This window comes from Fusibacter paucivorans (genome assembly GCF_018390735.1).
Classification (GTDB): Bacteria; Bacillota; Clostridia; order Peptostreptococcales; family Acidaminobacteraceae; genus Fusibacter; species Fusibacter paucivorans.
This window is the reverse complement of the sequence record NZ_JAHBCL010000002.1, coordinates 41,376-67,051: the sequence shown is the minus strand read 5'-3', so window position 1 is coordinate 67,051 and position 25,676 is coordinate 41,376. Positions and strand designations below refer to the sequence as shown.

The window sequence follows — 25,676 nt, the reverse complement described above, 5'->3', positions numbered from 1 at the left end:
CCTCACTTTATGCCTGTAAACATTCTCTAATTTCTTTTTATTAGTTTTCTATTAATGCCGCATAGCGGCCTTTAAGCGTCATAAGCGTCTCGTGACTGCCGCGTTCAATAACTTTACCGCGATCCAATACAATGATTTCATCACAATCTCGAATCGTCGATAAACGATGGGCTACAATAATCGTCGTTACATTTCGCCGCTTGACGGCATCCATAATCGCCATCTCCGTCTTCGTATCAAGTGCGCTGGTCGCCTCATCCATGATGATAATAGCCGGGTTTCCGGCAAGCGCTCTTGCGATTTCAAAACGCTGTCGCTGTCCGCCGGAAAAATTCTTGCCGCCTTCGCGCACTTGGTATGTGTAGCCGCCGGGACGGCTCATCACGTCCTCATGAATCTCAGCATCTTTACACGCATTGACAACATCTGCCGTATCGACCGTATCATCCCACATTGTAATATTATTGACAATGCTGTCCTCAAATAGCACAATATCCTGATCGACAACAGCAATGCCCGACGTGATAAGGTCGTGTGGAATAGTCGATACCGATCTGCCATCAAAAGTGATCGTCCCAGACCAAGGCTGGTACAACCCTGCAATCAACTTGGCCAGTGTCGATTTACCACTGCCTGATCCTCCAACAAATGCAACACTTTGTCCGCGTTTTAAGGTCAGATTAAAATCTTCGATCAATGGCGGTGCCAGCTTGCTGTAACCAAAAGTAATCCCGTTAAGCGTTAAATCTCCTCTCAGCGGCATAATGCCTTCTTCCTGTTTCGAATATTCATAAGCAGCATCTTTCGGATACTTCAAAACATCATCAATTCTTGCAACGGATGCCTGCATCTCAGTAAATGCCTGTCCGGTTCCCGCCAGTTCATTGACCGGTGTTAAAAAAGCGGCTAAGAATCCTTGAAATGCTAAAAGCATCCCAATGGTAAAATGGCCTTCGAGAATAAGGTAGACGCCAATCATCAGTACTGCCGTATTCGTGAGTTGCTGTAAAAGTGACGGCAGCACCGCTAAAACGCGATCTGATTTTTGAAATGTCGTATAAGCATTCATGTATTTTGCAAAATAGCCTGCCCATCGCTGAAAAAAACCGTTTTCAGCACCGCTGGCCTTGATGGTTTCCATCATTTCAAAACCTGACATCGTCACACCGCTGAGTTTCCCGGCATCACGCATGACCCCCTGACTCATAACCGCTCTTTTTCTGCCAATATAACGCATCGCAACAACATTCGTAAGTGCCGCAAAAACACTAACGGCTGTGAGGAGCAAACTGAATTGACTCATAACAGCAACATAGATCAGCAACATGAGCATATTGAGCAAAACCGGTGCTAGCTGATTGATCATTGTATAGGCAATCGTTTCATTCTGACCCTGCCGATTGACAATATCACCAATATGTCTTTGAGAAAAGAAATCGACGGGCAGATGCAGAATATGCCAAAGAAAATTCGTACTTGCTGCAATGGCGAGCTTGCCCTGCAGCTTCATCAGATAGTAATCCTGGACCGCATGCACAAGCAATTGAAAACACATCGCAAAGAACATTGCACCCATCAGCGGCAACAGCCACTCCGGATGCTGTTTCGACAAAACATAGTCCATAAAAAGCTTCGAAAAAAGCGGCGTTGCCATTGTGATACCCGCCAGAACAAAGCCCGATACAACAGCAAAAGCAAATGAACGGCCTTCACCTGAAAGGCGGCTGCGTACAAAATCCGTAACGCGTTTCGGGCGTCCGCTCTGTACAAAATCCTCTGTTTTCTCAAAGCAAAGTACAATTCCCGTGAACGCCTTATCAAACGTTTCCATCGGTACTTCCACAGTGCCGCGTGCCGGGTCATTGATAACGGCACTGTTTTTCTTAAACCCATTTAGAACGACAAAATGGTTAAAATTCCAGTGTATAATGGCCGGAAGCGGCAACGCTTTTAATGCGGCGGGCTCTTTGCGGTATCCGCTGGCCTTAAACCCATAACCGCGTGCTGCCAATATAATATTTTTGGCGTTGCTGCCATCTCTTGAAATACCGCAGTCTACACGTACTTGTTCCAGCGGCACCCATTTGCCGTAATATGCCAGTACCATGCATAAACTTGCCGCACCGCATTCGAGATTTTCCATTTGCATGATTACGGGTACTTTTGCAACTTTTGCCACTTCATGTCCTCCCTGTCAATGCATCACTTCCATAATCAGCTAAAAAATAAGCTCATATGGATGATAGTGCTTTAAAACAATTTGAATATTCGTATAAGTACCAATGCCGAGAGATAGCGAAGCTCCTTTCGGATTTGACCATTTCAGTTTATTTTGCGCATCTGCATCCACTGCGAGTGTCATACGCACTTCGACGGCATTTGTCCCCGACCATAAATCCTCCGCATATTGCTCACTGCCAAGCGATGCCAATATCCCTGATTTCGTCACAGGATAGGCGCCAATGCTGGTTATATGTCCATAGATATAACCATATTCTTCTCTTGAAGCAAAATCTGGGGATACTTGAACCGCCATGCCCTCTTTAAGCCGTTTGGCCGTTGCCGACGGCACATAACACACCACTTGCTGATTATCAGCATATTGCGACTGTTTGACTATTCTCGCAACAGGCTCAGTATCCGAGACCGTCTCATTGGTGTTTCTTGCATAAATCACAGTTCCAGATACCGGCGCGTAAAGAATGGCCTGGCGCTCATAATTGCTGTAAAGCGATTGCAGTGTCGCTTCGTCTATTTCATCGCTGTTTTGATACGCTAGAATGGCATCGACGAGCTCCTCCTGATCAATAACCGCAATAATCTGGCCTGCTTCAACATAATCGCCAACTTTAACACGTATATCATTAATGCGTCCGCCTGTTACAGGAATCGTTGCGATCACCCCATTTTGCGGAAAAATAACACCATTGGCATTAATCGTATTGGGAATATCGCCAAATACTGCCCACAGTCCAATCGCACACAAGAGAATTATACTTCCGACAAGCAAACTCCAGACACCGGTTCCCGTAATTTTAACGTACTCGCTGAGGTGCTCCGGTGAAGAAATTTGATCTAAAGAATTCTTTCGAAAAATGGTATTTGACATAGCAACACCTCCTATCGCTTTATTTGTGTCATAATTTCATCAATGGTTAGCTGACACTGTGCATCCCATACGACGGTATTGCCGTTTTCGATTCTCGCTTTTCGAAAAAGTTCCAGATCCCTTAGCATCATAAACCGAATGGTGTGCAGTCTTGGTTTGATATCATATATAATTTTATGATGATTGCTTAATTCAATGTAAAGTGTAAAGTCATCTTTTGGCATTAGTTCAATAATTTTCGTCATTCTTATCGCTTCCATTTCATGGTTTAATTGACATAACAAAAAACTCTGTTTTCATCATAACAGAGTTTTTTTTAGCGTGTAATTATCGCATAAGATACTTTTCAATTGTTAACGATCACGCGATAGAGCATTTGCTGATCTCAGCATTTATTCGATCAAGTGCATTTCAAGTGCCTTCTTCACCGCAGCTGCACGGCCGTTTACTTCCAGTTTACGATAAATGGAAGTAATATTTTTACGAACAGTTACTTCTGCAATAAACAGCGCTTTCGCAATATCGCGATTGATTTTGCCGCTGACGATATGCTTTAAAATTTCTTTTTCACGTGTTGTGAGTTTCGGCTTTATATCGTCGGGATACGTCTTAGTATAAAGCTGTATCGCATACTGTTTCATGACAGACGTAAGCTTATCGACAAACGTTTGCTGTTCATTGGAAAATTTAAACGCTTGAAACAGCGGATGCAAATATTTACTGTATTCTGCAAACACCAGCGTCAGTTGATCTGCCATGCCGATCTCAACAGCTCGCTGCAGCGATAGCTCAGAAGCTGCGAGCTCACCCATTTGAAACTTTGCAATAGCTGACATCAGGTACATATGCAGATAGCCCAACATATTGTGATAAATATCAAAAGCGCTGCGCATATCCTCACAGACAACTTCTAGTTTAATATAATCCTCTAAAAAGAGCAGATACTTGCCATATACGATATAAGCAAACCCGGCACCTTGGTATAAGACGTCACTGCTTTCCAAATCTCCTGCTTTCAGCCAATTAGAAAAATAAACACCATTGCAAAGAATGCCGCCAATGTACCCCATGACTAAATCATGTGCACTGGTGAGAATGGGACTGTTGCACATTTCAATTTCAATGCCGAGATCATCTATAATCTCAAGTGCCTTCTCCATATTGCCGCGTGCCAGCGCCGCCCTTGCGAGAATAAAGCGGTCACAAAGCACAACGGACACCTGTTGCAATGTCTCTGCCTTGTAAATTGATTTCTGAGCATAATTTTCCGCCTCATCAATCATGCCGCACTCAAGATGAATCTCAGCTTTCATCTCTTCTTCAATCCCCTTGCCGCATCCCCCTGCCATTTCGGTATAATATGGAAACATCTTTGAAAGCCAACGTTCCGCTGATTTAAAACCGCCCGCTTTCTGATAATACATATATAAAAAATGCGGTGATCCAAAGGTAATAATTTTATTTTGGTTCGTCACCACCGATTTGCCACCCATCATCAGTGAGGCACGCTTAAAATATTCATACATCTTTCTGACATCGTTAAACTGCATGTATCCGCGGATCAATTCAATTTCACCAAATATTCGATCTTCCAGATCCTGAGAAACGCGCTCTGTGCCAATCAAATTATTTTCCACTTCTTGGAGCATGCGCTCACCTGAAGCCACATCAATATTGGTTACATAAAAACCAATATAACTCAAATAGGCAATCGGGTAACGAAAACGAACATCTTCCGGAATTTTTTTGAAGACAGACATGATAAAGTCTGGATTATTGTCAATTACTTTTGTGATATGAACTTTTTCAAACTCTTTTAGAATCAAATCATAGGCCTTTGCCTTAGAAAGATAAGTAAGACCCGTCAGTATATCGGATGCCTCCATACACCATGTACCGGCTCTCCGGTAAAGCGCTTCTATAGAGCGCATCAGCGGCTCGCGTTCAAGGCATTTCCGTAAATAATTGTTGAAAATATTGTGAATGCGATAGACATCGGCTTCATCATCATATCGGATAAAGGCATTGCCTTCACTCAATCGCTGAAGCGTGATAGCACTCATTGCATCTTCCATCATAAAATTCGCCTGCATTGGTGCAATCGTATCCAATATACTCAATGCTTTCAATAGCTTTATTTCTTCATCGCGATAACGATGCATCACAGCGGTTTCAATAAGCCGCTCAATATGCAGACCCGTTCGGATACGATGCGTCTGCATATAATCCTGCAACATAAGATAAATGGCGGCAATCCAACCTTCAGAAGCCTCATAAGCTTCCTTTGCCAGTTTTTCAGAAAGCGGATGTCCATAAAGCTCAAAAAAACGCTGTATCCCTTCAGGATCCAGTTCAAAGAGTTCACTTGGTACTTGGTAGCAGTATCCCTTGAGCCTTAATTCTTCTGTGTTGATATCCGGCATTGTCCGGCTCAAAATAACAATATGAAGTCCTGTTATCGACATTTTCACCAGCCTTGAAACAAAATTGTCAAAAGCAGGCGAATGACAACAGTGATAATCATCAATGACAAGCAATACCTTGCTGGAAAATGTGTGCTCATCCAATATTTGAACAATCTTGTCAAATTGCGATGTATTTGCAGGAAACCCCAATGTCCCAAATTGTTCGCCAAGAGGTGCATTGTATTTGGTAAGCTGGCGTGTCAACATGCTCCAGATAAACTGCGGTGATGATTCATCACCCTCAAACGACAAATAGCAATGCGGTGTTTCAATGGTCTTTAAAAAAGATCGAATAGCTGTCGACTTACCGTATCCCATTGCGGCTACGACAACGGTTAACGGATAATCATATACCCCTTTAAGCGCGGTGTTGATCTTTGATCGGTCTAAGACTGACTGCTGATTTTGCATATGCCCCCCATGATGCTCGTCATTACACTTTTCTATGAGCCTTTATACGGTGTCACGCCGTTATTAAGGTCCTATTCTAATCGTACATACATATTATATCAAAATGGTTGTAAAATCACAGCTAAAGTCGGGGAAAATAAGCGTCCTTTTAAATGAAGTGATAAAAAAGACTGTTGCCATTCTAAACGATTTAGATGGCACAGCCTTTCTCGGTATTGTTTGTCAATGCGCTGACATTTTATTCACACTAAAAGATAAACAACGCGTTCGCAACACCTGATGCCGCTATTTTTGCGACCATGACACCGCCTGCAACTGAATCGAGTTCATCCTCTGATAATTCACCTGCGCCGGCTTTAATGCCTTTAACATCTTCCAGATCAAAATTGTAGCCTTTGTCATTGGCATAAGCAATTAATTTTTCAATATCATTGCCAATTTCCTTGATCTCTGTTTGCATATCAGAGCTTTCCATGACATCATTGCTGAAACGTTTTAATTCTTCCATTATTTTTCCTTCCTTTCTGGGTGCACAATCTGGCACATGATTATTTGGTTATGAGCAGACCTTCTTTTTGTAATTGGTCCAATGCATAAATAACTTTAAACACGTCGTACTGACGCGACATAAGCTCAGAGGTAATCTCTTGAAGCGTGTACGACGCCGTTGCAATTAACGCCCCTAAATCAGGCAGGTGCTTTTCACCTTTGTATTGATATGCCTTGTACTTTGCATTGAGCTTAAAACCATCGGGTAATATTTCGTAGGCAATGTCATCGCGAAAACTGACAATATGATTGTCAAACAAACTCTGCGACATATGTTCTTCGATCGTCTTGTCAATGAACGATCCGACATCACTAGCATTCTCGAACCTGCCCTCTGCTAGGGTCATATAACCAAGCGGATAAGCTTCCGACGGCGGGCAAGGCGTAATCAGTTTAATCGTACCAATCACCATATTGATCAAATAACCGGACAAACAGGCAATCGTATGATCTTCAAGTACAACTTCGCCTTCCGGGATTTTATCGCGATTGCCCTGATTTCTGCCGGAAAATGCCATACCTCTAAGTCTGCCTTCTGAGTACTGTAAGATCAAATCAACATAAAAGAGTTCTTCTGCTGTATAGCTCTTCATAATCGTTCGAAATTCTTTTTCGGACAACACTGAAAATCGATCCGCAGATGTTCTCGGATGTGAAGCTCTATTTTCAAGCAGCGATTTAATCCATGCAATACGATGTGCTCCAACAGCCGTTGTCGTCTGAGGGTATTGCCCCGTGAGTGCACCAAAATCATTTAAAAAGTCTACGTAATTAATATTATCAGAGGGCTCTGTCGCCCAGTAACACACGCCTTTTCCCGTTTCTTCTCCAAAGTATTGCTGAAGTGTTTGAATAATCTCAAGCCACTTCTTTTGGTTCGCTTCAGTGTGGGCATAAACACCTCTCAGCGGTTCGGAAGCCAAACCGCAAAACGGACATTTTCTCGAGCAGCCATCACTGAGTTCAAATGCGAGCGGAGCGTGAATAATCGCATCGGCACTCGCCTTAGGCATCTGACTCTTGCAGCGTCTCACTTGTCTTTCACGCCATGCATTGAAATCTTGACTTACTGCATGAAATGGTTTGCTAATGTAACGATCGCGTTCATCTCTCACCGCTATTTGCCATTTTAGCCAGACGCTAATTTGTGGAAATGTCGCCAATGTCTCTTCTGAAAAATTGCTTGTATCACCATCAATGCCGTATTGATCAATATAGCGATATATTTCCGCCAAATCAATGCCGCGTATGCCCCATTCATTGAGCATGTCAGTATTTGACGGCTTCTTTTGTTCAATTGCTTCTCGAAACGAAGGCATCCCTTGAATACATTCAAAGAACCGCTTTAAGGCTGGCAGCAGCTGCTTTTCAGAATCGGAGAGCCGTTCGTTGAGATCGCCGCAAAAATAAAGTTTTTCTGGCATCTCTTTCCTTTCGTTATTGCACTTCGTTAACCCTATTTCAATACGTCGTGCCATAAATCAACTGATAATCAGCACCACGCCAACAGCCGTTACAGTTGTCACCAGTGCACCAACGCGCGTACCGCCTGATACATCGCCAAGCGATTCCATATCGAGTTCTGCTTCACCCTTTCGAAGTGCCGTCAGCGTTTCAAGTGAAAAATCAAAACCCTTGGCATTGGCATAGCTGACGATTGCAGCATCATCCATTTTTAGCGCAGCAACTTCATTGCGCGCCGTTTCATCTTTTTCTAAGAATAATTGAAATGCTTTGATTGCTTCAACTGACATAGGAAACTCCTTTCACTACATAATAAAAATAGTACTGGCAACACCAGATGCCAAAACAGAGGTATCTTTCGTTACATCGACAACTGCACCTGCAATAATTGTCGCACTCCCACCCGAAACTGTGTCCAAGTCTTCTTCAGACAATTCACTGTCGCCAACGATCAACGATTTAACATCTTCATATGTAAAATCGAATCCTTTTGCATTGGCATATGCAATAATCTTTGTCACGTCATTTCCTAAAGCTTTTACTTCCGACTGCATCGCTTCACTTGCTTTTACAGCCTCTTGAAAACGTTTGTATGCATCCATATATTTGCCTCCTCATCGAATTATATTATAAAACTACAACATTTGAGGCATACTGTATATTATCGCATCCGATATTATTGAAGATACTGTTTTATCAACTATACGCTAACGTTTAGCTTGTGCCAATGCGATCCTCCCAAAAAGGATTTCCCAAAGCATCGTTTATTCATGTTATAATAGAAATAATCAAACCTAATCATTTTTTATGAATCGCGGTTCTAAAGGCCTTCATTTAGACGGCCTTATGCACCAATGCGTTTATCCGAGTCCTCGCTGCTAAGGCACCTGAGTGCTATGGACGATGACCTACAGGCAGTAATGGAAACGTTGCCGCCTCCCGTTATTTGGAAAGGATTTTACGCTGTTAAGGGGATTACTGCATAAATTTGCCTTTTCGACAGTTAGTGACTTTCAAATTTGGGAGGTGTATACGATGAAAAAAACAAGACCGTCAATGGATGTTTCACTCTTTACATCCGGTAAAATCGTCAGCGGCAGTATCTGTGGCAAGCACGCTGATCACACAGCCAATGATTATCTGATGGTTGAAACCATGCAGGATATTCGTCTGATTCCGCTTAAACCAGATGTTCGAAAAATCTATATAGAGGTAACAACCGATTGTAATTTTAACTGCGTTACATGCATCAGACACTCATGGACAGATTCTCACTGCCACATGCCTTGGCAAACTTTTGAAAGTATTTTGGAGAGTCTTGTCCTGCTGCCGGAACTTGACACCATTCACTTTGGCGGCTTTGGCGAACCAATGATGCATCCTCATATTTTCGATATGCTTAAAGCCGTTAAAAATCTAGGCGTTAAAGTCGAGATGATTTCCAACGGTTCATATTTAACACCAGATAATATTGAAAGACTCATAGCGCTGCCATTGGACACGCTGTTCACCTCCATTGACAGTCCAGAAGCCGATTCTTACAACGATATTCGGATTGGCGCAGATTTTAACAATGTCACAGAAAATGTAAAAGCTTTTCAGGCCGCTAAGCATGCGCGAAAAGTTACCAAACCGGAGCTAGGCATCGAATTCGTCGCCATGAAACAGAATTTTAGTCAATTGCCGGAACTAATACAAATGGCACGAAAACTTGAAGCCGCTCATATTATCGTAAGTAATCTGCTGCCCTATGACGCTTCAATGACTGATGAGATCGTCTATGACCTTGAAGATAAATACGTCATGTTCGGTAAGGATTCACTGAAGACCACAATCTTTGCACAAATTGCAAATATGAAGCTGCGAACAGAGCGTTCCTGCAAATTTGTCGATGATCACGCATTGTGTATCAATCACCTCGGCGAAATCAGCCCGTGTTATGCATTGATGCACACATACCATTGTTATATTTACGGACGTGAAAAGCAGATAACACCTTGCTATATCGGGAATATTGCCGATCAAACACTGCCGGAAATATGGATGGATCCAGGTTACGTCAATTTTAGACGAACCGTTCAAGAAAACAAATTTCCGTCGTGTACGGATTGTAAATACCAAGATGGCTGCACTTACACGGAGAGCAACACCATGGACTGCTGGGGGAACAGTCCCTCCTGTGCAGACTGTCTATGGGCCAGACGTATTATCGCCTGCCCATGATGTCCAGACGACACTGATCGAAACGGGACGCACTGCCTAAGGCAGTGCGTCCCATTTTCATTGTTTGCTAAGCGATTATGCTTTTCCTGAAATACACTTTTGCCCCTCTATCAAACACGGCATCAAAATGTTTGCTTTTTTATAAGGCAATTGTCTTAGTTGCAATGGTTTCACAAAACGCGCTGTCATGCTCAACAAAGACAATGGTCGGTTTTTCTTCCAAAAGCAACGCTTCAATTTGCATTCTTGAAATAACGTCAATAAAGTTAAGAGGTTCATCCCAGATATAGAGATGTGCACGCTGGCATAGGCTGCCGGCAATGAGCACTTTTTTCTTTTGACCGGCACTAAAGGTTTCGAGCGATTTTTCAAATTGTTTTGATTCGATACCAAGTTTATTGAGCATTGCGTTTAAGAGATGCTCCGCCACGCCAATTGTTTCTGCATAATTGGCAAGACTGCCGCAAAGCCATTCCGTATGCTGTGAAACATAAGAAATAATGAGCTGCGAATGCATTGTCACTAGACCTTGATGCGGCACTTTGTCACCTTTCATCAATTTCAACAGGCTTGACTTGCCACTGCCGTTTTTCCCAATAATGGCAATTCGGTCACCACGGTTAACCTCAAACGAAATATTTGAAAAAATCTCACGATCATCATACGCAACAGAAACCTCTGCAATCCGTATGAACTGATGGATGTCTGCCTTCACATCAATTAACTTTAACGGTTCATTTGTTTCAATATTTTTGAGCAGCTTTGCTTTTGATTCGATATCATTTTGCCGCCTTGCTTCTATACTTTTTGCGCGTTTCATCATTTTTGCGGACTTATGTCCAATAAAACCGCGATCAGGTCTTAATCCCGAGTTACGCGTACCGTATTTTGTCTGTTCAACAGCATTTGACCACCCTGTCGTTCGCGCAGCAGCTGTCGTCAGTCTGACAATTTCTCCTTTGAGTCTTTCATTGGATGCCCGTTCATACTGATCCTGTAATGCCTTGTTGCGCCACCATGACGAAAAATTACCCTTTTGAATGTCGATGTTTGTTTTATTGATTGATAGAAGATGATCAATACAGCGATCCAAAAAATAGCGATCATGTGATACGAGGATATATCCTCGCTTTCGCTTTAAGTAAGCACCCAATTTTAATCGTCCGGCCGCGTCCAAATGGTTGGTTGGTTCATCAATCAACATGAATGCATTTTGCTTTAAAAACATGGCAGCAATGAGCACCTTGGTTTGCTCACCTTTAGAAAGCGTTTCAAATGCGCGGTAAAGAACCGCCAGATCCACCTCTAACAATGACAATTCCTTCATAAATTCCCAATCATCTGCTGTAGGACAGACTTCATGCAGCAATGTCATTGTCATCACACGCTCATCACGAACATCATAGGGAAAGTATTCAAAGTTTACAGACGTGTCGATACGACCGCTGTAAACATGTTTCCCCAGCAGCAAATTTAAAAACGTCGTCTTGCCGCGGCCATTCCGCCCAGTAAAGCCAAGCTTCCAGTCGGTATCAATTTGAAAATTAACGTTTTCAAAAATATTTTCATAAGTGCCTTCATAAGCAAATGTAAGGTTCTTGACATTGATTTGTGACATAGATAGTTCCTCCTCTGTGTTCAGTGAGACTTTACTGTCATCATTAACAGACGGGGCCTCACTGGTATCAAGCGCAAAGTCGGAATATTTTTCAACTCTGCGTAAATTAAAGTATTCCGTAGATTTTTGAAGTACTAGACATCCTCTCACCCCTTTCATTGATTTATATGTTCATCCTGCGCCGTCCGTTGCACACACAGCTCTTTAGTACAACTGCAATCACTTGACAGCATCTAATTTCCAGCATTAAAAAAGCCATGAGAAAACTACTTTCTCATGGCTTTGGAAGCAACGATTATTCAAAACAGACCCATCATTTTGCTGTCTGTTTTGAAGCAGGATCATTCTGATGAATGCACTCCGCTCCGGTTTGCATAATCATGAATAACGATTGTTTATTCCGAGTCAAAGATTGTATTTCTTGCATAGCACATTAAACAAACAACCCAAGTCGCTTGCTTAATCAATGACTTTTGCACAAAGCCTAAGTCATTTTCAATTGTACGCTTTTAACAAGAAATATTAATCATCTTTCACCTCTACTGCTGGTATTTTAGCATGATTTTGGTTAAAATTCAACCTAAAACAGATTGCTTTTGACACACTGCTGCGCAAGTTGTATGATGATTACGATGTTTTAAGCTATCTTTTACGCTATGGAGGTGTCACACAATGAATCAAAGAATAACGATACTCTATTTTAGTCCCACTGGTACAACAGAAAAAGTCCTCACTGCAATTGCCAAAGGCATTGATGCACCTTTTGAAGTCATTAATCTTACACATTTACAGGCACGTCAGCAATTTCAAACAACCGCATTTGAAAAAAATGACATCGTCATCGTTGGCGCACCTGTTTATTCAGGACGGATCCCAGCATTATTTCTAGAAACAATCGCCGACATTAAAGGTATTGATGCAAACATTGTTCCCGTCGTTGTCTACGGTAACCGCGACTACGACGATGCATTGCTTGAATTAAAAGATTTCTTTGAAGCACGCGGTTTTACAACCCTTGCAGCGGGTGCTTTCATTGGCGAACACTCTTTCACTGCGTCAGTGGCTGGCGGCCGCCCAGATCGTAATGATCTCGAAACCGCTCACCAATTCGGGCAAACAATTGCCGCAAACATAGCCGCATTTCAAAAGAGACCGCTTTCGGTTAAGGGCAACGATCCGTATCGGCAAAATCCACCTGCTGCACCAATGGCACCTGAAACCAATGAGACTTGCAATGCATGCGGCATTTGCGCAGAAAATTGTCCAGTTGAAGCCATTGATTTTAAAGATTATAGCATCGTCGATTCCACAAAATGCATCCGCTGCTGCAGCTGTATCAAGAAATGTCCTCAAGATGCTAAAGCTTTCACGCAAGCACCCATTAAAGCAGTGCAACAAAAACTGATTGATAATTTCTCTATTCGACGTGAACCAGAGCTCTTTTTATAGATTAAAAATATGACTTAATTTGAATACATCAGCACATGCCGCCGTCGCATGTGTTGATGTGTTTTTTCAAGTCTCACACGTTTATGACTGATCTTCCAGTGCGGCCAGTCGCCTGTAAAGTGTCCGCCTTGAAATACCGAGATAGGCAGCCGCACGTGTCCGATTATTATTACAAAGACGCAACGCTTCATAAATATCACCTTCTGCAACCGGCTGCATTCCTTCTATCCTTCTGTAAGGTCTCATCACAGGCTGTTCAAGTGCATTATCAAAAGCCAGATAGCGGTTGATGTCATCACGTGTAATCAAATTGCCCCGCTGTGTACTAATGATCCCTTCCAGCATATTCTGCACTTCTCTGACGTTGCCCGGCCAATCGTATGAGCTCATAAAAGCTTTTGCCGTATCAGAAAGAACAATTTGAGGACGCTGATGTCGTTTACAGATTTGTTCAATAAAAGCATCTGCAAGCAGTAAAGCATCCCCAGCTCGCCGTCTGAGCGGTGGAATGTGTATTCTCACAATCCCCAGCCGATAAAATAAGTCCTCGCGAAATCGCCCTTGCTGAATCAACTTTTTAAGATCCTTGTTCGTTGCCGCTATGATGCGTACATCAACGTGTATGGGAGAATCACCGCCAATTTTCATGAAACTCTTTTCTTCCAGTACTCGTAATAGAAAAGCCTGCAAATCAAGCGGCATATCGCCGATTTCATCTAGAAAGAGCGTCCCATTATTGGCCATCTCAAATTTCCCGATGTTGCCGCCCTTTTTCGCTCCTGTAAAAGCACCCTCTTCGTAGCCAAAGAGCTCACTGCTGATGAGTTCTTTTGAAAGTGATGCACAGTTCAATGCGACAAATGGCTGCAATCGCCGATGGCTTTCATTGTGTATCGCTTGCGCCAGCACATCCTTGCCAACACCGCTTTCCCCCAGCAGCAGGACATGACTGCCTGACTTAGACGCCACTCGGCATTTATCTGTCGTCGCCAAAAAGACATCACTCTTTCCTAAAATTTCATCGAATGTCACACGTGCTGTATTAACTGAGTATTTTGAAAGCAAAGTATTAATACGCTTCATGGAATTGATGGCAATAATGAGTCCGTCCATGTGAAATTTGTTTTCTTTAAAAGCGTAGGTGCTGATGGTAAGCCCAACTTGTCTCCCATTTATATTTAAACGAATACTGAGATCATTGACAATGCGTTTTTCATTGATAATCGCAAAGAATTCACCGTTCTCGCCTGAATTGTGAATAACTGCCTCCAAATATTCATAATGAACATTCCGGCTCTGAAGGCCCAAAATATGAAAGACTTCTTTACTCATTGTCAAAACGCGGTTATCGCCGTTTGACTGATCCAGTGAAATAATACCATACCCTTCGATAATTCCGGTACTAATCTCCGTGATCTCGAGCCAAAACATCTGCAGCTCAATAAGTCGTGAAATGGTCATGACTAAATTCGATAAATACGGGCTTCTATCTTCATATCGCGTCATCACCACGACACTTCCGAGTTTGATGCCATTATCCAGCGAAACATGTGCGACATAGCAAGCAGTATCCAGTAAGAACGCTGCATAATTTTCCGCTCCAATGAGTGACGTTCTCGCCTGCAATCGATCACCAACTGTAAAAATATTGGTGCCAATAAATTCCGAACGCCAAATCGTCCCAATTTCAATATGATGATCGGCTGCCCAAGTTGTAAATTCTGCTTTGCCAAAGAGCTTTAACAGGCAGCCGTCATTGTCAAAAATCGCAACGCCGATATTACTGGTTTGAGAAGTTTTTTCAAGATGCTTAATCACGCTGTTCGCATAAACATAGAGTCTACGCGCCCTTTGCTTTGCTTTTTGATAATCTGTTGATGCCATTTTTTTCGGCAGTGCGTGTCGGTAATCAATCTCTCTTTGATCGTCCTCCTGCCATAGCGTTCGCACGATATCACGCATCATGGCGCGTCTATTGGTATCTTCATGATATGATTTCCACTCGTTTTTCAGCAAATTATCCATCTCTCACCCCAGAATTTCAATCGAACTGTCATATTCCCATTGTAACATCTGAGCGCCTATCTGCCTATAGGCATTGTAAGCGCTTGTAGCTGTTAGGCAATAATGCCAGCTGCTTTAGCTTCAACAGTCAACTGCTCTCTAAAGTCAGGATGCGCAATTGCGATCAATTCTTTTGCACGTTCTCTAATTGGCTTATTAAAGAGGTTGGCAATACCATACTCCGTCACCACATACATTACATCCGATCTCGGTGTGGTCACGACTTCGCCTGCAGGAAGATTTAATGAAATGGTGGATTTTACACTCCCGTCTTTGTTCTTAACTGTAGACGCTAAGCAAATAAAGCTTTTGCCGCCCTTCGAAATGCTTGAACCTCTGACGTAATCCAATTGTCCGCCCGTTGAACTATATTGATTGTGTCCCAGCGATTCAGAACAAACTTGGCCGGTTAAATCAACCATCAGCGAGCCGTTAATCGAAATAAAGTCATCGTTTTTGCCAATTTCAAATGGGTTATTGACATAACTAATTGGTGCGAGTTCAACTTTCCCTTCGCCGACAAATTCGTAGAGCTCTGTACTGCCAAGGCCAAAAGCAGCTAATATTTTGCCGTTGACAACGCCCTTTTTAGCTAAATACACCATGGAATCTGTAAACATTTCCGTGTGAACCGATAAGTTCTTTTTGCTTTCGAGTCCATACCCAACGGCATTGGCAAGCCCGCCTAATCCAACTTGAATCGTTGCACCATCTGGGATCATCGGTAAAAGCAATTCAGCAATTTTCTTATCGACTTCCGAGACTGGGGGCTGCGGCAATACGGGCAGCTCATGGTCATACTCGCAGATACAATCGACTTCGCTGACATGGATTCGATGCTTCATGCCCTTTACCTGAGGCTGGTGTTTATTGACCTGTACAATAATCTTTTTAGCAACTTCCGCCACTTCACCGTTGACGACAACCCCCATTGGGCCGTAATACATATACCCTTCTTCATCGGGTACAGAGACATCTGCAAGCAATGTGTTCACCTTGTAATGCTCTCTAAGTGTTCGTGCAATATTGGAGAGATGAACGGAATTGACGTTGACATTGCCGATTTTAAAGAATTGTCTTTCAAATGCCCCATAAAATACTGTATGAAAATTGAGATGCCCAATATAATCCTTAGATTTCAGGAATTTATAAGGATAAAGTGCCATTGCTGTGATAAGATCGACGTTTTCAAGCGATTCATAACGATCGCCAATAGCTTCCAGCAACTGAATTGGTGCTGAAGAACATGCACCAAACCATGCGCTGTCACCAGATTCGATCAACGAAGCCGCTTTTTCTACCGATACTAATTTTTCCTGATAAATTGTTTTCCACTGCATGATTAACCTCCTCAATTTTATCCACCTTAGGTCATTGCATCATTCAAATTTATATTCCTTCGCCATAATCTATGCCAGACATGGATTAGACCGATTGATCAACTTAAGATGATGATGCAGTTTCCTTACCTACCTAATTGTTTGCTCACCCAATCCATTTGTAACGCTATTCGCAGTGCTTCTTTTAAAAAGTGTTGTGCCGCTGTATACGTTTCAAAAGAGGATTGCATCATAAAAAATCAAATATTATTCAAAAGACGGTTTGCGTTTTTCGACAAATGCCGAAATGCCCTCCGCAAAGTCTTTTGTACTGCCACAAGCCGTTTGTGCTGCTACTTCATGTGCAATATACGCTTCAAAATCAGCAAATTGGCTTTGATAAAGCAGCGCTTTCATATGCTTGTACGATTGTGACGGACCAGCAGCCAACTTTTTCGCCATGCCCAGACTCGTTGCATCAAGTGCATCCCGTTCAACCACTTTGGTGACAAACCCCAGTGCATTTGCATCCTGCGCTGATACCGGTTTGCCGGTCATCGCAAGTTGAATCGCGCGATTGACACCAACTGCTCTGCTCAGCAGGTAAAGGCCGCCGGCATCTGGGATCAGTCCAATATTGACAAAAGCCTGCATAAACTTAACGTCATCACTTGCGATACAGAAGTCACATGCCAGTGCAATATTGAAAGCGGCTCCTGCGACTGCGCCGTGAACAGATGCAATCACTGGTTTTGACATTTTCTTGATGTTGACAGAAATCTGTGCAATTTTTTTGATTTCACCTTCAAAACTCAATTGACCGCTCTTCAAACTCTTATACATAAAGCCTATGTCACCGCCTGCACTGAATGCCGGACCATTGCCTTTTATGATGAGCGCCCTGATGGCCGCATCATCTTCTGCCGCCTTTAGTGCACTCAGCACATCGTCAATCATCGCCTCATCAAATGCATTAAGATTTTTGGGACTGTTTAGTGTCATCACTGCCACAGAATCCAGCACTTCATAATTAATTTTTGAAAAAGTCATCATCAATCCTCCTTCTATTATTCACGGATCATTTCAAAGACTGCTGCTGCGCCCATACCGCCGCCAATACACATGCTTACCAGACCATATTGCTGTGATCCTCGTTTCATTTCAGACAATAGTTTTATGGTGAGATAGGCTCCCGTGCATCCAAGAGGATGTCCCAGGGCAATGGCACCACCATTAACATTGACAATAGCACGGTCAAGCGCCAGCGTTTGGATACATGCCAAACTTTGTGAGGCAAATGCCTCATTTAATTCAATGAGTTCAAGATCGTCAATTGCCAATGAAGCAATCTTCAAAGCCTTTGGAATCGCCTTGATCGGCCCTATGCCCATCAGCGCCGGATCGACCCCTGCTACGGCATAGCTTCTGAATGCCGCAATGGGTTTAATCCCCAGCGCCTCTGCCTTTTCTCTGCTCATCAGCATGACAAATGCTGCGCCGTCACTCATCTGCGAAGCATTTCCAGCCGTTACAGTCCCACCCATCTTGAAAACGGTTCTGAGTTTACCAAGTGATTCTGCTGTAACACCTTTTCTGGCACCCTCGTCCATTTTAAACTGGAAGGTTTCAACGACTGGTTTGCCATTACCATCGACACTCATTCTTTCTGCATCAATCGCAATGATTTCCTCATCAAATTTGCCTGCTGCAATGGCTTCAAGCGCCCTTCGATGACTTTCTGCTGCAAACGCATCCTGTTCTGCTCTGGTAACACCATAAGCATCGGCTACATTCTCAGCTGTCAATCCCATCGAAATATAGGCTGAAGGATTGCTTGTAATCAGTGCCGGATCCGGATGATACATATTGCCGCCAATAGGAACGGCACTCATCGATTCAATACCACCGGCAATGATGCAGTCAGCCTGCCCTGCCATGATGCTGTTTGCCGCTGTCGCAATGGTCTGAAGACCTGATGAACAAAAACGGTTTACCGTTTGCGCAGGGACATCATCCGGCAGTCCTGCCTTGAGACTGATGATTCTCGCAAGATTAACACCTTGTTCACCTTCTGGGAAAGCACAGCCGACGATGACATCGTCAATTTCTTTTAAGTTCAGCGCCGGCAGTTTTGCCACAACACCTTTCAATACTTGCGCACCAATGGATTCAGGTCTTGTCTTGCTAAGGCTTCCCTTAGGCGCCTTGCCAATCGGCGACCTGCCCATGGCGACGATTACTGCTTCTCTCATGTTAATCACTCCCTAATTTCGTAACGGTTTACCCTTTGTCAACATATGACGAATACGTTCCTGTGTTTTTGCTTCACCACACAGACTTAAGAATATTTCCCGTTCAAGATCTAAAATAGCTTCTTCCGACATCATCGTATTTGGCAAAACATCACCACCAGTTAATACCGCAGCAACTTTTTCAGCTAGAAAACCATCGTACGCTGAAACAAATCTGCCATCTACCATTTGCATCAGCTCAAGCTGAATGGCAGCAAAGCCCGTTCTGCCCGTCACGCTGATCGGCATTTTCAAATTGCCGCTATAGGCTGTTTCCGAAAGCGCCAGTACTTCCCGCTTCGCATCTTCAAGCTGCAAGTCCGTGTTCATGTTGATAATATCTTCTGATCTTGCAAAGCCCATTTTTTTAGCATCGTAAGCACTTGAAGATACTTTTGCCATCGCAATATTTCGCCAAATGCGTTTTAGATGGGTAATGCGCTCTGCAAGCGGCGCTTTACCCAGACTTGTCATTTCTCTAAACAGCAGTTCCTTGCAACCGCCGCCGCCTGGAATTAAACCAACACCTAATTCGACGAGCCCCATATAGGATTCCGCATTCATAACTTGACGATGTGCGTGTATTGCCATTTCTGCACCACCGCCGAGAGCCATCCCTCTAGTTGCTGCAATAACAGGCTTACGACAGTATTTAAGTGCCAAGTTCGCATATTGAAAATCGTGAATCAATATATCGAGCGCTTGCCATTTTGCTTCTGACGCTAACGATGCAATCATGCCTAAATCAGCACCTGCTGAAAAATTCTTAGATGTGCTGCCGATCACGAGGCCTTTGTAATTACCTTGTTCAACAGTCTCTACAGCTGTATTGATCATATCGATTACACCGCGATTAACTGTATTGCCCTTTGTCTTAATCGTTAGACATGTTACGCCATCACCCATGTTCACCAGTACGGCATCGCCATTTTCAGCTATGATTGATTCCTGTTTTGGTTTGATTAACGCTACTGTCGACTGTTTATCAGCACTTTCATAAAAAGCCGTCTTCCCTTTTTCTAAATGTGCAATCACCCATTCCGGGATGGTGTCACCCTCAGCCTTCATGCGTTCAACAACTTTTTTTACGCCGAGTGCTTCCCATATTTCGAAAGGTCCAAGCTCCCAGTTGAAGCCCCATTTCATACCGTTATCTATTTCTGCAACGCTATCCGAGATCGTCGGCAAGCATCTAGCGCTATAGAGAAGATTTGATTTAATAACATCCCATACAAAACGATTTTCATCTGTATCGCCCCATACGAGTGTGTTCAGCTTTTCGGATAGTGTTGCTTTACCTTTTAGCTGTGCTGAAACATCAACCTGTGCCTTTGCAAGCGGCACATAAGCGGAAGTATTTCGATCCCAAACCAATCGTTCCAATCCCTTTTCCGTTTTCTGTTTTTTATAAAAACCGCCACCTGTTTTATCGCCATAGTATTTGAGCGAAGCGAGCTTTTGAACATAATCCGGTACGTGATACGCTGCGTTTTCTTCATCCGATGAAAGATTTTTCGTTACATTTTCTGCAACGTGGAGAAGTATATCCAACCCCACCATATCAATGGTCTTAAAAGTCGCTGACTTAGGTCTGCCAATCATGACACCGCTTAGTAGATCTGCCTTTGGCAAATCGTATCCGTATTTTTCAGTGAGCTGCATCACCGCGATATTAGCCTGTGCACCAATGCGATTGGCAATAAAGTTTGGTGTATCTTTCGCATAAACCACCCCTTTGCCAAGATTTTTCTGTGCATATGCCGCCATAAAAGCGACGATCTCAGGTGATGTTTTAGCCGTTGGTATAACCTCAAAGAGCTTCATATAACGAGGCGGGTTAAAAAAGTGCGTCCCGAGAAACCGCTTTTTAAACGCTTCATCAAACGGTTCTGCAATCTGTTCAATGGAGACACCCGATGTATTGGATGAAATAATGGCTGACGGGTTGACAAACGGCATTATTTTTTGGAACAGCTGCCTTTTGACTTCCAGCGTTTCTAAAACAACTTCTAAAACCCAGTCACACGTTCCAAGACTTTCTAAATCGTCTTCAATATTGCCAACTGTAATCAAGTCGCCAAAGTCCTTGTGATAAATAGCCCGAAACTTTGGATTTAATATGCGTTCTTTACCTGCTGCTGCAAAGCGATTGCGAAAAGCTGGCGCATCTGTCGTCAACCCCTTCGCCACATCATCCGGGCTTAGCGCATTGGGCACGATATCCAGTAAAATGACTGGCGTTCCCGTTCCCGCAATTAACGCTGCAATGCTGGCACCCATGACACCGGCTCCAATGACCGCAACGCGATTCATATTGTATTGCATCTCATTCACTTCCTTTTCGTTCGATTATGATACACTTATCTTTATCGCAAGTTGTGTGCCAAGGTCATCAAATGATTAGTGTCGTTGAAATTTCAATGTTTCACATTTTAAACAAAAGTGTGCCACATTGTGCCATATCGTGCGCGCTGTGTCACACGGCACACTTTTGGCACATTTGTTGCCATGATGATTTGCAGTTTTTTTCCAAAATGAAAAGAAGATTTGGACTTTAGTCCCTTTCATGGTCACAATATCCACGAAAAAGCCTAAAGTTCAAATCTTCTTATTAAAAAAAGCATTTATTAAATTGTTATCGGACACCCGATTTCATTTTTTCGAGTGCTGTTTCACAGGTGTGCAACGCATCCTGACTGACCCTTAACGCCTGTTCTGTGTCCTTCAACTGCCTTGCCATCGTTTGATTCTTCAAATACTTACGACCTATTCTGTAAATAAAAATCGCCACGCCAATGACTAACGCAGTATTAAATAGCTGAAGTAAAAATGTCCACTCAATCGCGACACTCCCTATTCTTAGCATGATTGCCTCCTTATACAATAGAACCGGTAGAACTGTCAGCATCATACACCCTTCGCTTTTTGATCGAGGTCCTATAAACTGACATCTCCATACTCATCATAGCATTTCGTATCATTTAAGTCACTGCATTAACTGCACTGTAAACTTTAAAAATGTATGACATTGTATACAATAACACAGCCTATCGTCAAGGCGCACTTTAAAATTGATTGTATTTTACACTATAACACAATACGCCATGTTGTAACCGGATCAAATAGGTGTACTGCCAACTGATTGAGTTTAAGGTAGAGCGTATCACCCACGCGAATGTCTTCACTCGCCCGTACAATAACCGTTATTTCATTATTGCCGACACTGCCGATAATATTAAGATCTGCACCAAGCATTTCTGTAACAGTGACTGTCATCACAAAATCTGCGTCTAAAGCATTGGTAATTGATAAATCTTCCGGCCTAAAGCCTACGACGACGGCCGTGCCATTTTGCAGCGTGGCCTCATTGGCCAACGCATCTGCAAAGTAGCCTTGCGCGATAATCGCTTCTTTTAAAGATTCATTTGGTGTATTATTGATCGGATCCTGTAAATGAGACAACCATAGCCATTTATCCGACATACGTATGCCCACCTTATCACTCTCTATTCTCACTGTTGTATGCATAAAATTCATTTGCGGTAATCCAATGAAGCCTGCTACAAACATGTTGATGGGATGCTGATAAAGCTCGCGCGGCGTGCCAACCTGTTGTATAACACCATCTTTCATGACGACAATTCGCGTGCCGAGTGTCATTGCCTCAACCTGATCATGCGTTACATAGATCATCGTAGCCTTTAACCGCTGATGCAGTTTGGCGATTTCAGCCCGCATTTGCACCCTGAGTTTTGCATCTAAATTCGATAATGGCTCATCCATTAAAAAGACTTTCGGTTCACGGACAATCGCTCTGCCCATTGCAACGCGCTGACGCTGACCGCCGGAAAGTGCCTTTGGTTTTCTCTTTAAAAGCGGCTTAATTTCTAAAATCTCAGCGGCTTCTAATACTTTCTGCTCAATGGCCTTTTTGCTGTATCCTCGCAATTTTAAGCCGAATGCCATATTATCATAAACAGTCATATGCGGATAAAGCGCATAATTTTGAAAAACCATGGCAATGTCTCGATCCTTTGGTGCCATGCGGTTAACACAGACGCCATCTATCGTTATTTCCCCGTCTGTGGCATCTTCCAGCCCCGCAATCATACGAAGCGTCGTCGACTTGCCGCACCCAGAGGGCCCAACGAATATAATAAATTCGCGATCTTCAACTGCCAGCGAAAAGTCTTGTACGGCAGCAACACCGCCTGGATAAGTTTTATAGATGTTTTTCAACGATAAGGTCGCCATGTCAATCCTCCTTTTTCATCAACGGCATCATAAAAAGCAAACACGCCGCAAAAAAAAGAATGCCGCCGATCATGCTAATGACATCGCGATTCTGATAGCTCGACCACATATAACAGATACTGCACCCAAGGAATAAAAGCCATCCGATGCGCTCGTAAAATTTATCATTTGCCTTCATAGATGAAATACCTCAATTAACTCGTTTATTGTCTTTAAAGTCACTGCCGAAGCATTTGTTTCAATCGCATCAATTGCTTCGGCAAGACTGCTGTATGGTGTCATAAGTCCCGCAAAATACGCCCCTGATGATACGGCAAATTGGTAATCGCTGATACTATCTCCAACAATAATGAGTTCTTCAGGTTTTATATCAAACTGTGTGCAGAATTTACGTGCCATCTCTGGATGAGGTTTTCCCGGTGTTTCGCCGTCATCAGAGCCAAAATAATCGAAAAAGTGAATAGCACCCAATCTGCAAAGCGCCCCAAACATCGATTTTTGTCGATCAGCCGTCGCAATACCAAGGCGGTATCCCTTTTCGTAAAGGTAACGCAATGTTTCCATTACACCCTCGAGCGGTTTGATCGGCACGTTCTCATCAAGGCTCACTTCATCAAGAATACGCATCACACGGTGATGATAACGCCGATCACACCATACGTCTATCGCCTCCGTTTCGGCGATTATTTTCAGCCAGCCTTCAACGAGGACACTTGTCGGAAGATGTTGAATATTGCTCTCCTGTTCAAAACCATCTGTTAAATAACCGGAATACATTTTGATTCGTCGAATACTTTCATCATTTGCAATACCCGTTTCGCGCATTTGATTAAACACAGCACCCATTATGTAATGCCATGTCTCCTCAAACTCTATGAGGGTACCATCTTTATCAAATAAAATCCCTTTAATCATTAATATTGTCAAACTCCTCTAAATAGGTATTATACGTCATGCGGGGCACACTTTCCCTTCTGCTGTAAATGGGATTTACATAGGCGATAACATGACCTGAGCCATCAATGATTCCAAATCTCATCCAGAAATCCTGTGTCGCATTAACGCTAACCGTCATTTGATATACTCTGTCTTTTACAAGTGTCGCCTGCTCTGATACAGCACCATTGACAATAAACTGGCACTTGGCATCACGCAGCAATTCTACTGCGTCAATCCCCTCATAAACATCCGGCCAGTCAATGGTCACTGTATATTGAATCGTTTTATTTGCTTCTATTTTAAGCCATTGACCAGGCAATATTTCTCCCGCATTAATCATCACATTCAGCTTTACAAACCGCGATACAATCATACGACCCAGTGACGCATTTGACAAAAGGGCATCCGCCTCTAATGACTCACTGTAGACATAAGTAGCCGGATCACCATAAATGCTCGGCAAGACAGCACTTTCATAGTATTCACCTCGACAGTTATGACTATCACTGCCGCCAACGCCAAAAATTCTGACACCTTTTTGCCATAGAAAATCTAAGAACCGTATCGCACGGTCATTTGCCTGTGCCGCTGTCGGATAAGTTGGATCGCAGATCACTTCTATGGCATCAATTAACTGCATATCCAACGAACTGTCTTGACAATGCCACGGTTCCATAAACATGTGATTAAGTGTTATAAAAGCATTCGGCTGATACTGCCTCAGTATCCTGTTCGCCTCTAAGGCATCAATTGATTGAAGTGTATTGAGATAATGGATGCTCGTTTCCGAAATAACGGCATCTCGTGGGATACCATGAATATTGAAATGTCCTTTTGGCAGTGTCAATTCAAAGGATGGCAGTACGACTGCACCAAAAGGACATGCGTTTAAGTCAATGGCATTGTGTTCCGTCAGCGCTATAAAGTCAAGTCTTTGTGCCGCTATAACCTCTGACGCTTCTGCATAATTCATATGACCGTCTGAAAAGAACGTATGGCTGTGAAAATCGCCTTTGAATAATTTCATCCCAGCAGTTTGCACCGCTACTAATTGGTCTTCCGCCGATTGATGCTCAATTATAGCCTCCTGCTCTTTTGTCAGTCTTTCCACTCGTTGAACATCATGCTCCGTCAGGATAAAACCCGCTGGCAGTTCACCTGCAAAACGGCTGCAATCTTCCAGCGACAAGTCGCTTTCATATGACAATACACCAGTTGATAGACCCGTTTGCCGTATGCCGGTCATCACGAGTCTGTAAAATCCGCCAGTTAGTGTCGAACGTTTGCCATTAAGGCTCCAAAAAGAACTGCCAAGGATTAAACAGGTTGGCATGGATGTCATGACATTCCAAATACCGCCTAAATAATCACCGTTTGGCGCGTAAAGATAAAGGTAAAGCGGGACAGTGATCGTCGTATCCAATTTAAGAATCACGCTATTGAGCACATCGCCGGTTTTTCCGATTTTCAAGTCCAATTCTTCATAGTCATCTGTTAATTTGATCGTTGCCATTTGCTTCT

General features: G+C 43.1%; 21 protein-coding genes and 1 riboswitch. Of the genes, 2 read left to right on the top strand and 19 right to left on the bottom strand.

Annotated elements, in window-relative coordinates; translation table 11 throughout:
• Nucleotides 1-40: 40 nt before the first annotated feature.
• The 8 genes from KHM83_RS01580 to KHM83_RS01545 form a co-directional block, all read right to left on the bottom strand.
• A complete protein-coding gene (locus KHM83_RS01580; protein WP_213235146.1) occupies nucleotides 41-2,179 on the bottom strand; it encodes an NHLP family bacteriocin export ABC transporter peptidase/permease/ATPase subunit in 2,139 nt (712 codons plus the stop codon).
• A gap of 39 nt (nucleotides 2,180-2,218) precedes the next feature.
• Nucleotides 2,219-3,109: an HlyD family efflux transporter periplasmic adaptor subunit gene (locus KHM83_RS01575; protein ID WP_213235145.1), complete on the bottom strand. Its 891-nt coding sequence runs from the start codon at nucleotides 3,107-3,109 to the stop codon at nucleotides 2,219-2,221.
• Between the two features lie 11 nt (nucleotides 3,110-3,120).
• Nucleotides 3,121-3,354: a DUF2442 domain-containing protein gene (locus tag KHM83_RS01570; RefSeq protein ID WP_213235144.1), complete on the bottom strand. Its 234-nt coding sequence runs from the start codon at nucleotides 3,352-3,354 to the stop codon at nucleotides 3,121-3,123.
• Between the two features lie 147 nt (nucleotides 3,355-3,501).
• Nucleotides 3,502-5,985, bottom strand: coding sequence for a LuxR C-terminal-related transcriptional regulator (locus KHM83_RS01565; protein WP_213235143.1), 2,484 nt, complete (start codon nucleotides 5,983-5,985; stop codon nucleotides 3,502-3,504).
• Nucleotides 5,986-6,232: 247 nt separating this feature from the next.
• Nucleotides 6,233-6,493, bottom strand: a complete 261-nt coding sequence (locus KHM83_RS01560; RefSeq protein ID WP_213235142.1) for a Nif11-like leader peptide family RiPP precursor — start codon at nucleotides 6,491-6,493, stop codon at nucleotides 6,233-6,235.
• Between the two features lie 40 nt (nucleotides 6,494-6,533).
• Nucleotides 6,534-7,958, bottom strand: a complete 1,425-nt coding sequence (locus KHM83_RS01555; protein WP_213235141.1) for a radical SAM family RiPP maturation amino acid epimerase — start codon at nucleotides 7,956-7,958, stop codon at nucleotides 6,534-6,536.
• Nucleotides 7,959-8,015: 57 nt separating this feature from the next.
• Complete coding sequence (locus tag KHM83_RS01550) at nucleotides 8,016-8,288, bottom strand: Nif11 family protein (RefSeq protein ID WP_213235140.1); 273 nt, start codon at nucleotides 8,286-8,288, stop codon at nucleotides 8,016-8,018.
• A 15-nt stretch (nucleotides 8,289-8,303) separates the two neighbouring features.
• On the bottom strand, nucleotides 8,304-8,600 hold the full coding sequence (locus KHM83_RS01545; protein ID WP_213235139.1) for a Nif11-like leader peptide family RiPP precursor: 297 nt from the start codon (nucleotides 8,598-8,600) through the stop codon (nucleotides 8,304-8,306).
• A 248-nt stretch (nucleotides 8,601-8,848) separates the two neighbouring features.
• Nucleotides 8,849-8,970: riboswitch (molybdenum cofactor riboswitch) on the top strand.
• A gap of 63 nt (nucleotides 8,971-9,033) precedes the next feature.
• Here KHM83_RS01545 and KHM83_RS01540 point away from each other — a divergent pair.
• Nucleotides 9,034-10,221, top strand: a complete 1,188-nt coding sequence (locus tag KHM83_RS01540; protein ID WP_213235138.1) for a tungsten cofactor oxidoreductase radical SAM maturase — start codon at nucleotides 9,034-9,036, stop codon at nucleotides 10,219-10,221.
• A 139-nt stretch (nucleotides 10,222-10,360) separates the two neighbouring features.
• On the opposite strand, the gene abc-f is transcribed toward KHM83_RS01540, so the two are convergent.
• The gene (gene abc-f / locus KHM83_RS01535) at nucleotides 10,361-11,839 is read right to left on the bottom strand and encodes a ribosomal protection-like ABC-F family protein (RefSeq protein ID WP_213235137.1); all 1,479 of its coding nucleotides are present in this window, start codon (nucleotides 11,837-11,839) and stop codon (nucleotides 10,361-10,363) included.
• 672 nt (nucleotides 11,840-12,511) lie between these two features.
• Here abc-f and KHM83_RS01530 point away from each other — a divergent pair.
• Nucleotides 12,512-13,288 carry an EFR1 family ferrodoxin gene (locus KHM83_RS01530; protein WP_213235136.1) on the top strand — a complete coding sequence of 259 codons (777 nt, stop codon included), beginning with the start codon at nucleotides 12,512-12,514 and terminating at the stop codon, nucleotides 13,286-13,288.
• Between the two features lie 81 nt (nucleotides 13,289-13,369).
• Here the strand turns inward: KHM83_RS01530 and KHM83_RS01525 are convergent, their stop codons facing one another.
• The 10 genes from KHM83_RS01525 to KHM83_RS01480 all read right to left on the bottom strand — a co-directional run bounded on the left by KHM83_RS01525 (nucleotide 13,370) and on the right by KHM83_RS01480 (nucleotide 25,668).
• A complete protein-coding gene (locus tag KHM83_RS01525; protein ID WP_213235263.1) occupies nucleotides 13,370-15,313 on the bottom strand; it encodes a sigma-54 interaction domain-containing protein in 1,944 nt (647 codons plus the stop codon).
• Nucleotides 15,314-15,405: 92 nt separating this feature from the next.
• Nucleotides 15,406-16,692, bottom strand: coding sequence for an acetyl-CoA hydrolase/transferase family protein (locus KHM83_RS01520; protein ID WP_213235135.1), 1,287 nt, complete (start codon nucleotides 16,690-16,692; stop codon nucleotides 15,406-15,408).
• Nucleotides 16,693-16,938: 246 nt separating this feature from the next.
• A complete protein-coding gene (locus KHM83_RS01515; RefSeq protein WP_213235134.1) occupies nucleotides 16,939-17,724 on the bottom strand; it encodes an enoyl-CoA hydratase-related protein in 786 nt (261 codons plus the stop codon).
• 14 nt (nucleotides 17,725-17,738) lie between these two features.
• A complete protein-coding gene (locus KHM83_RS01510; RefSeq protein WP_213235133.1) occupies nucleotides 17,739-18,923 on the bottom strand; it encodes an acetyl-CoA C-acyltransferase in 1,185 nt (394 codons plus the stop codon).
• Nucleotides 18,924-18,935: 12 nt separating this feature from the next.
• Nucleotides 18,936-21,287: a 3-hydroxyacyl-CoA dehydrogenase/enoyl-CoA hydratase family protein gene (locus KHM83_RS01505; protein WP_213235132.1), complete on the bottom strand. Its 2,352-nt coding sequence runs from the start codon at nucleotides 21,285-21,287 to the stop codon at nucleotides 18,936-18,938.
• Between the two features lie 310 nt (nucleotides 21,288-21,597).
• Nucleotides 21,598-21,828: a hypothetical protein gene (locus KHM83_RS01500; RefSeq protein ID WP_213235131.1), complete on the bottom strand. Its 231-nt coding sequence runs from the start codon at nucleotides 21,826-21,828 to the stop codon at nucleotides 21,598-21,600.
• A 221-nt stretch (nucleotides 21,829-22,049) separates the two neighbouring features.
• The gene (locus KHM83_RS01495) at nucleotides 22,050-23,216 is read right to left on the bottom strand and encodes an ABC transporter ATP-binding protein (RefSeq protein WP_213235130.1); all 1,167 of its coding nucleotides are present in this window, start codon (nucleotides 23,214-23,216) and stop codon (nucleotides 22,050-22,052) included.
• Between the two features lies 1 nt (nucleotide 23,217).
• A complete protein-coding gene (locus KHM83_RS01490; RefSeq protein WP_213235129.1) occupies nucleotides 23,218-23,394 on the bottom strand; it encodes a hypothetical protein in 177 nt (58 codons plus the stop codon).
• A complete protein-coding gene (locus KHM83_RS01485; protein WP_213235128.1) occupies nucleotides 23,391-24,131 on the bottom strand; it encodes an HAD family hydrolase in 741 nt (246 codons plus the stop codon). The genes KHM83_RS01490 and KHM83_RS01485 overlap by 4 nt, the downstream gene beginning before the upstream one ends.
• A complete protein-coding gene (locus KHM83_RS01480) occupies nucleotides 24,124-25,668 on the bottom strand; it encodes a CehA/McbA family metallohydrolase (protein ID WP_213235127.1) in 1,545 nt (514 codons plus the stop codon). The genes KHM83_RS01485 and KHM83_RS01480 overlap by 8 nt, the downstream gene beginning before the upstream one ends.
• Nucleotides 25,669-25,676 lie beyond the last annotated feature (8 nt).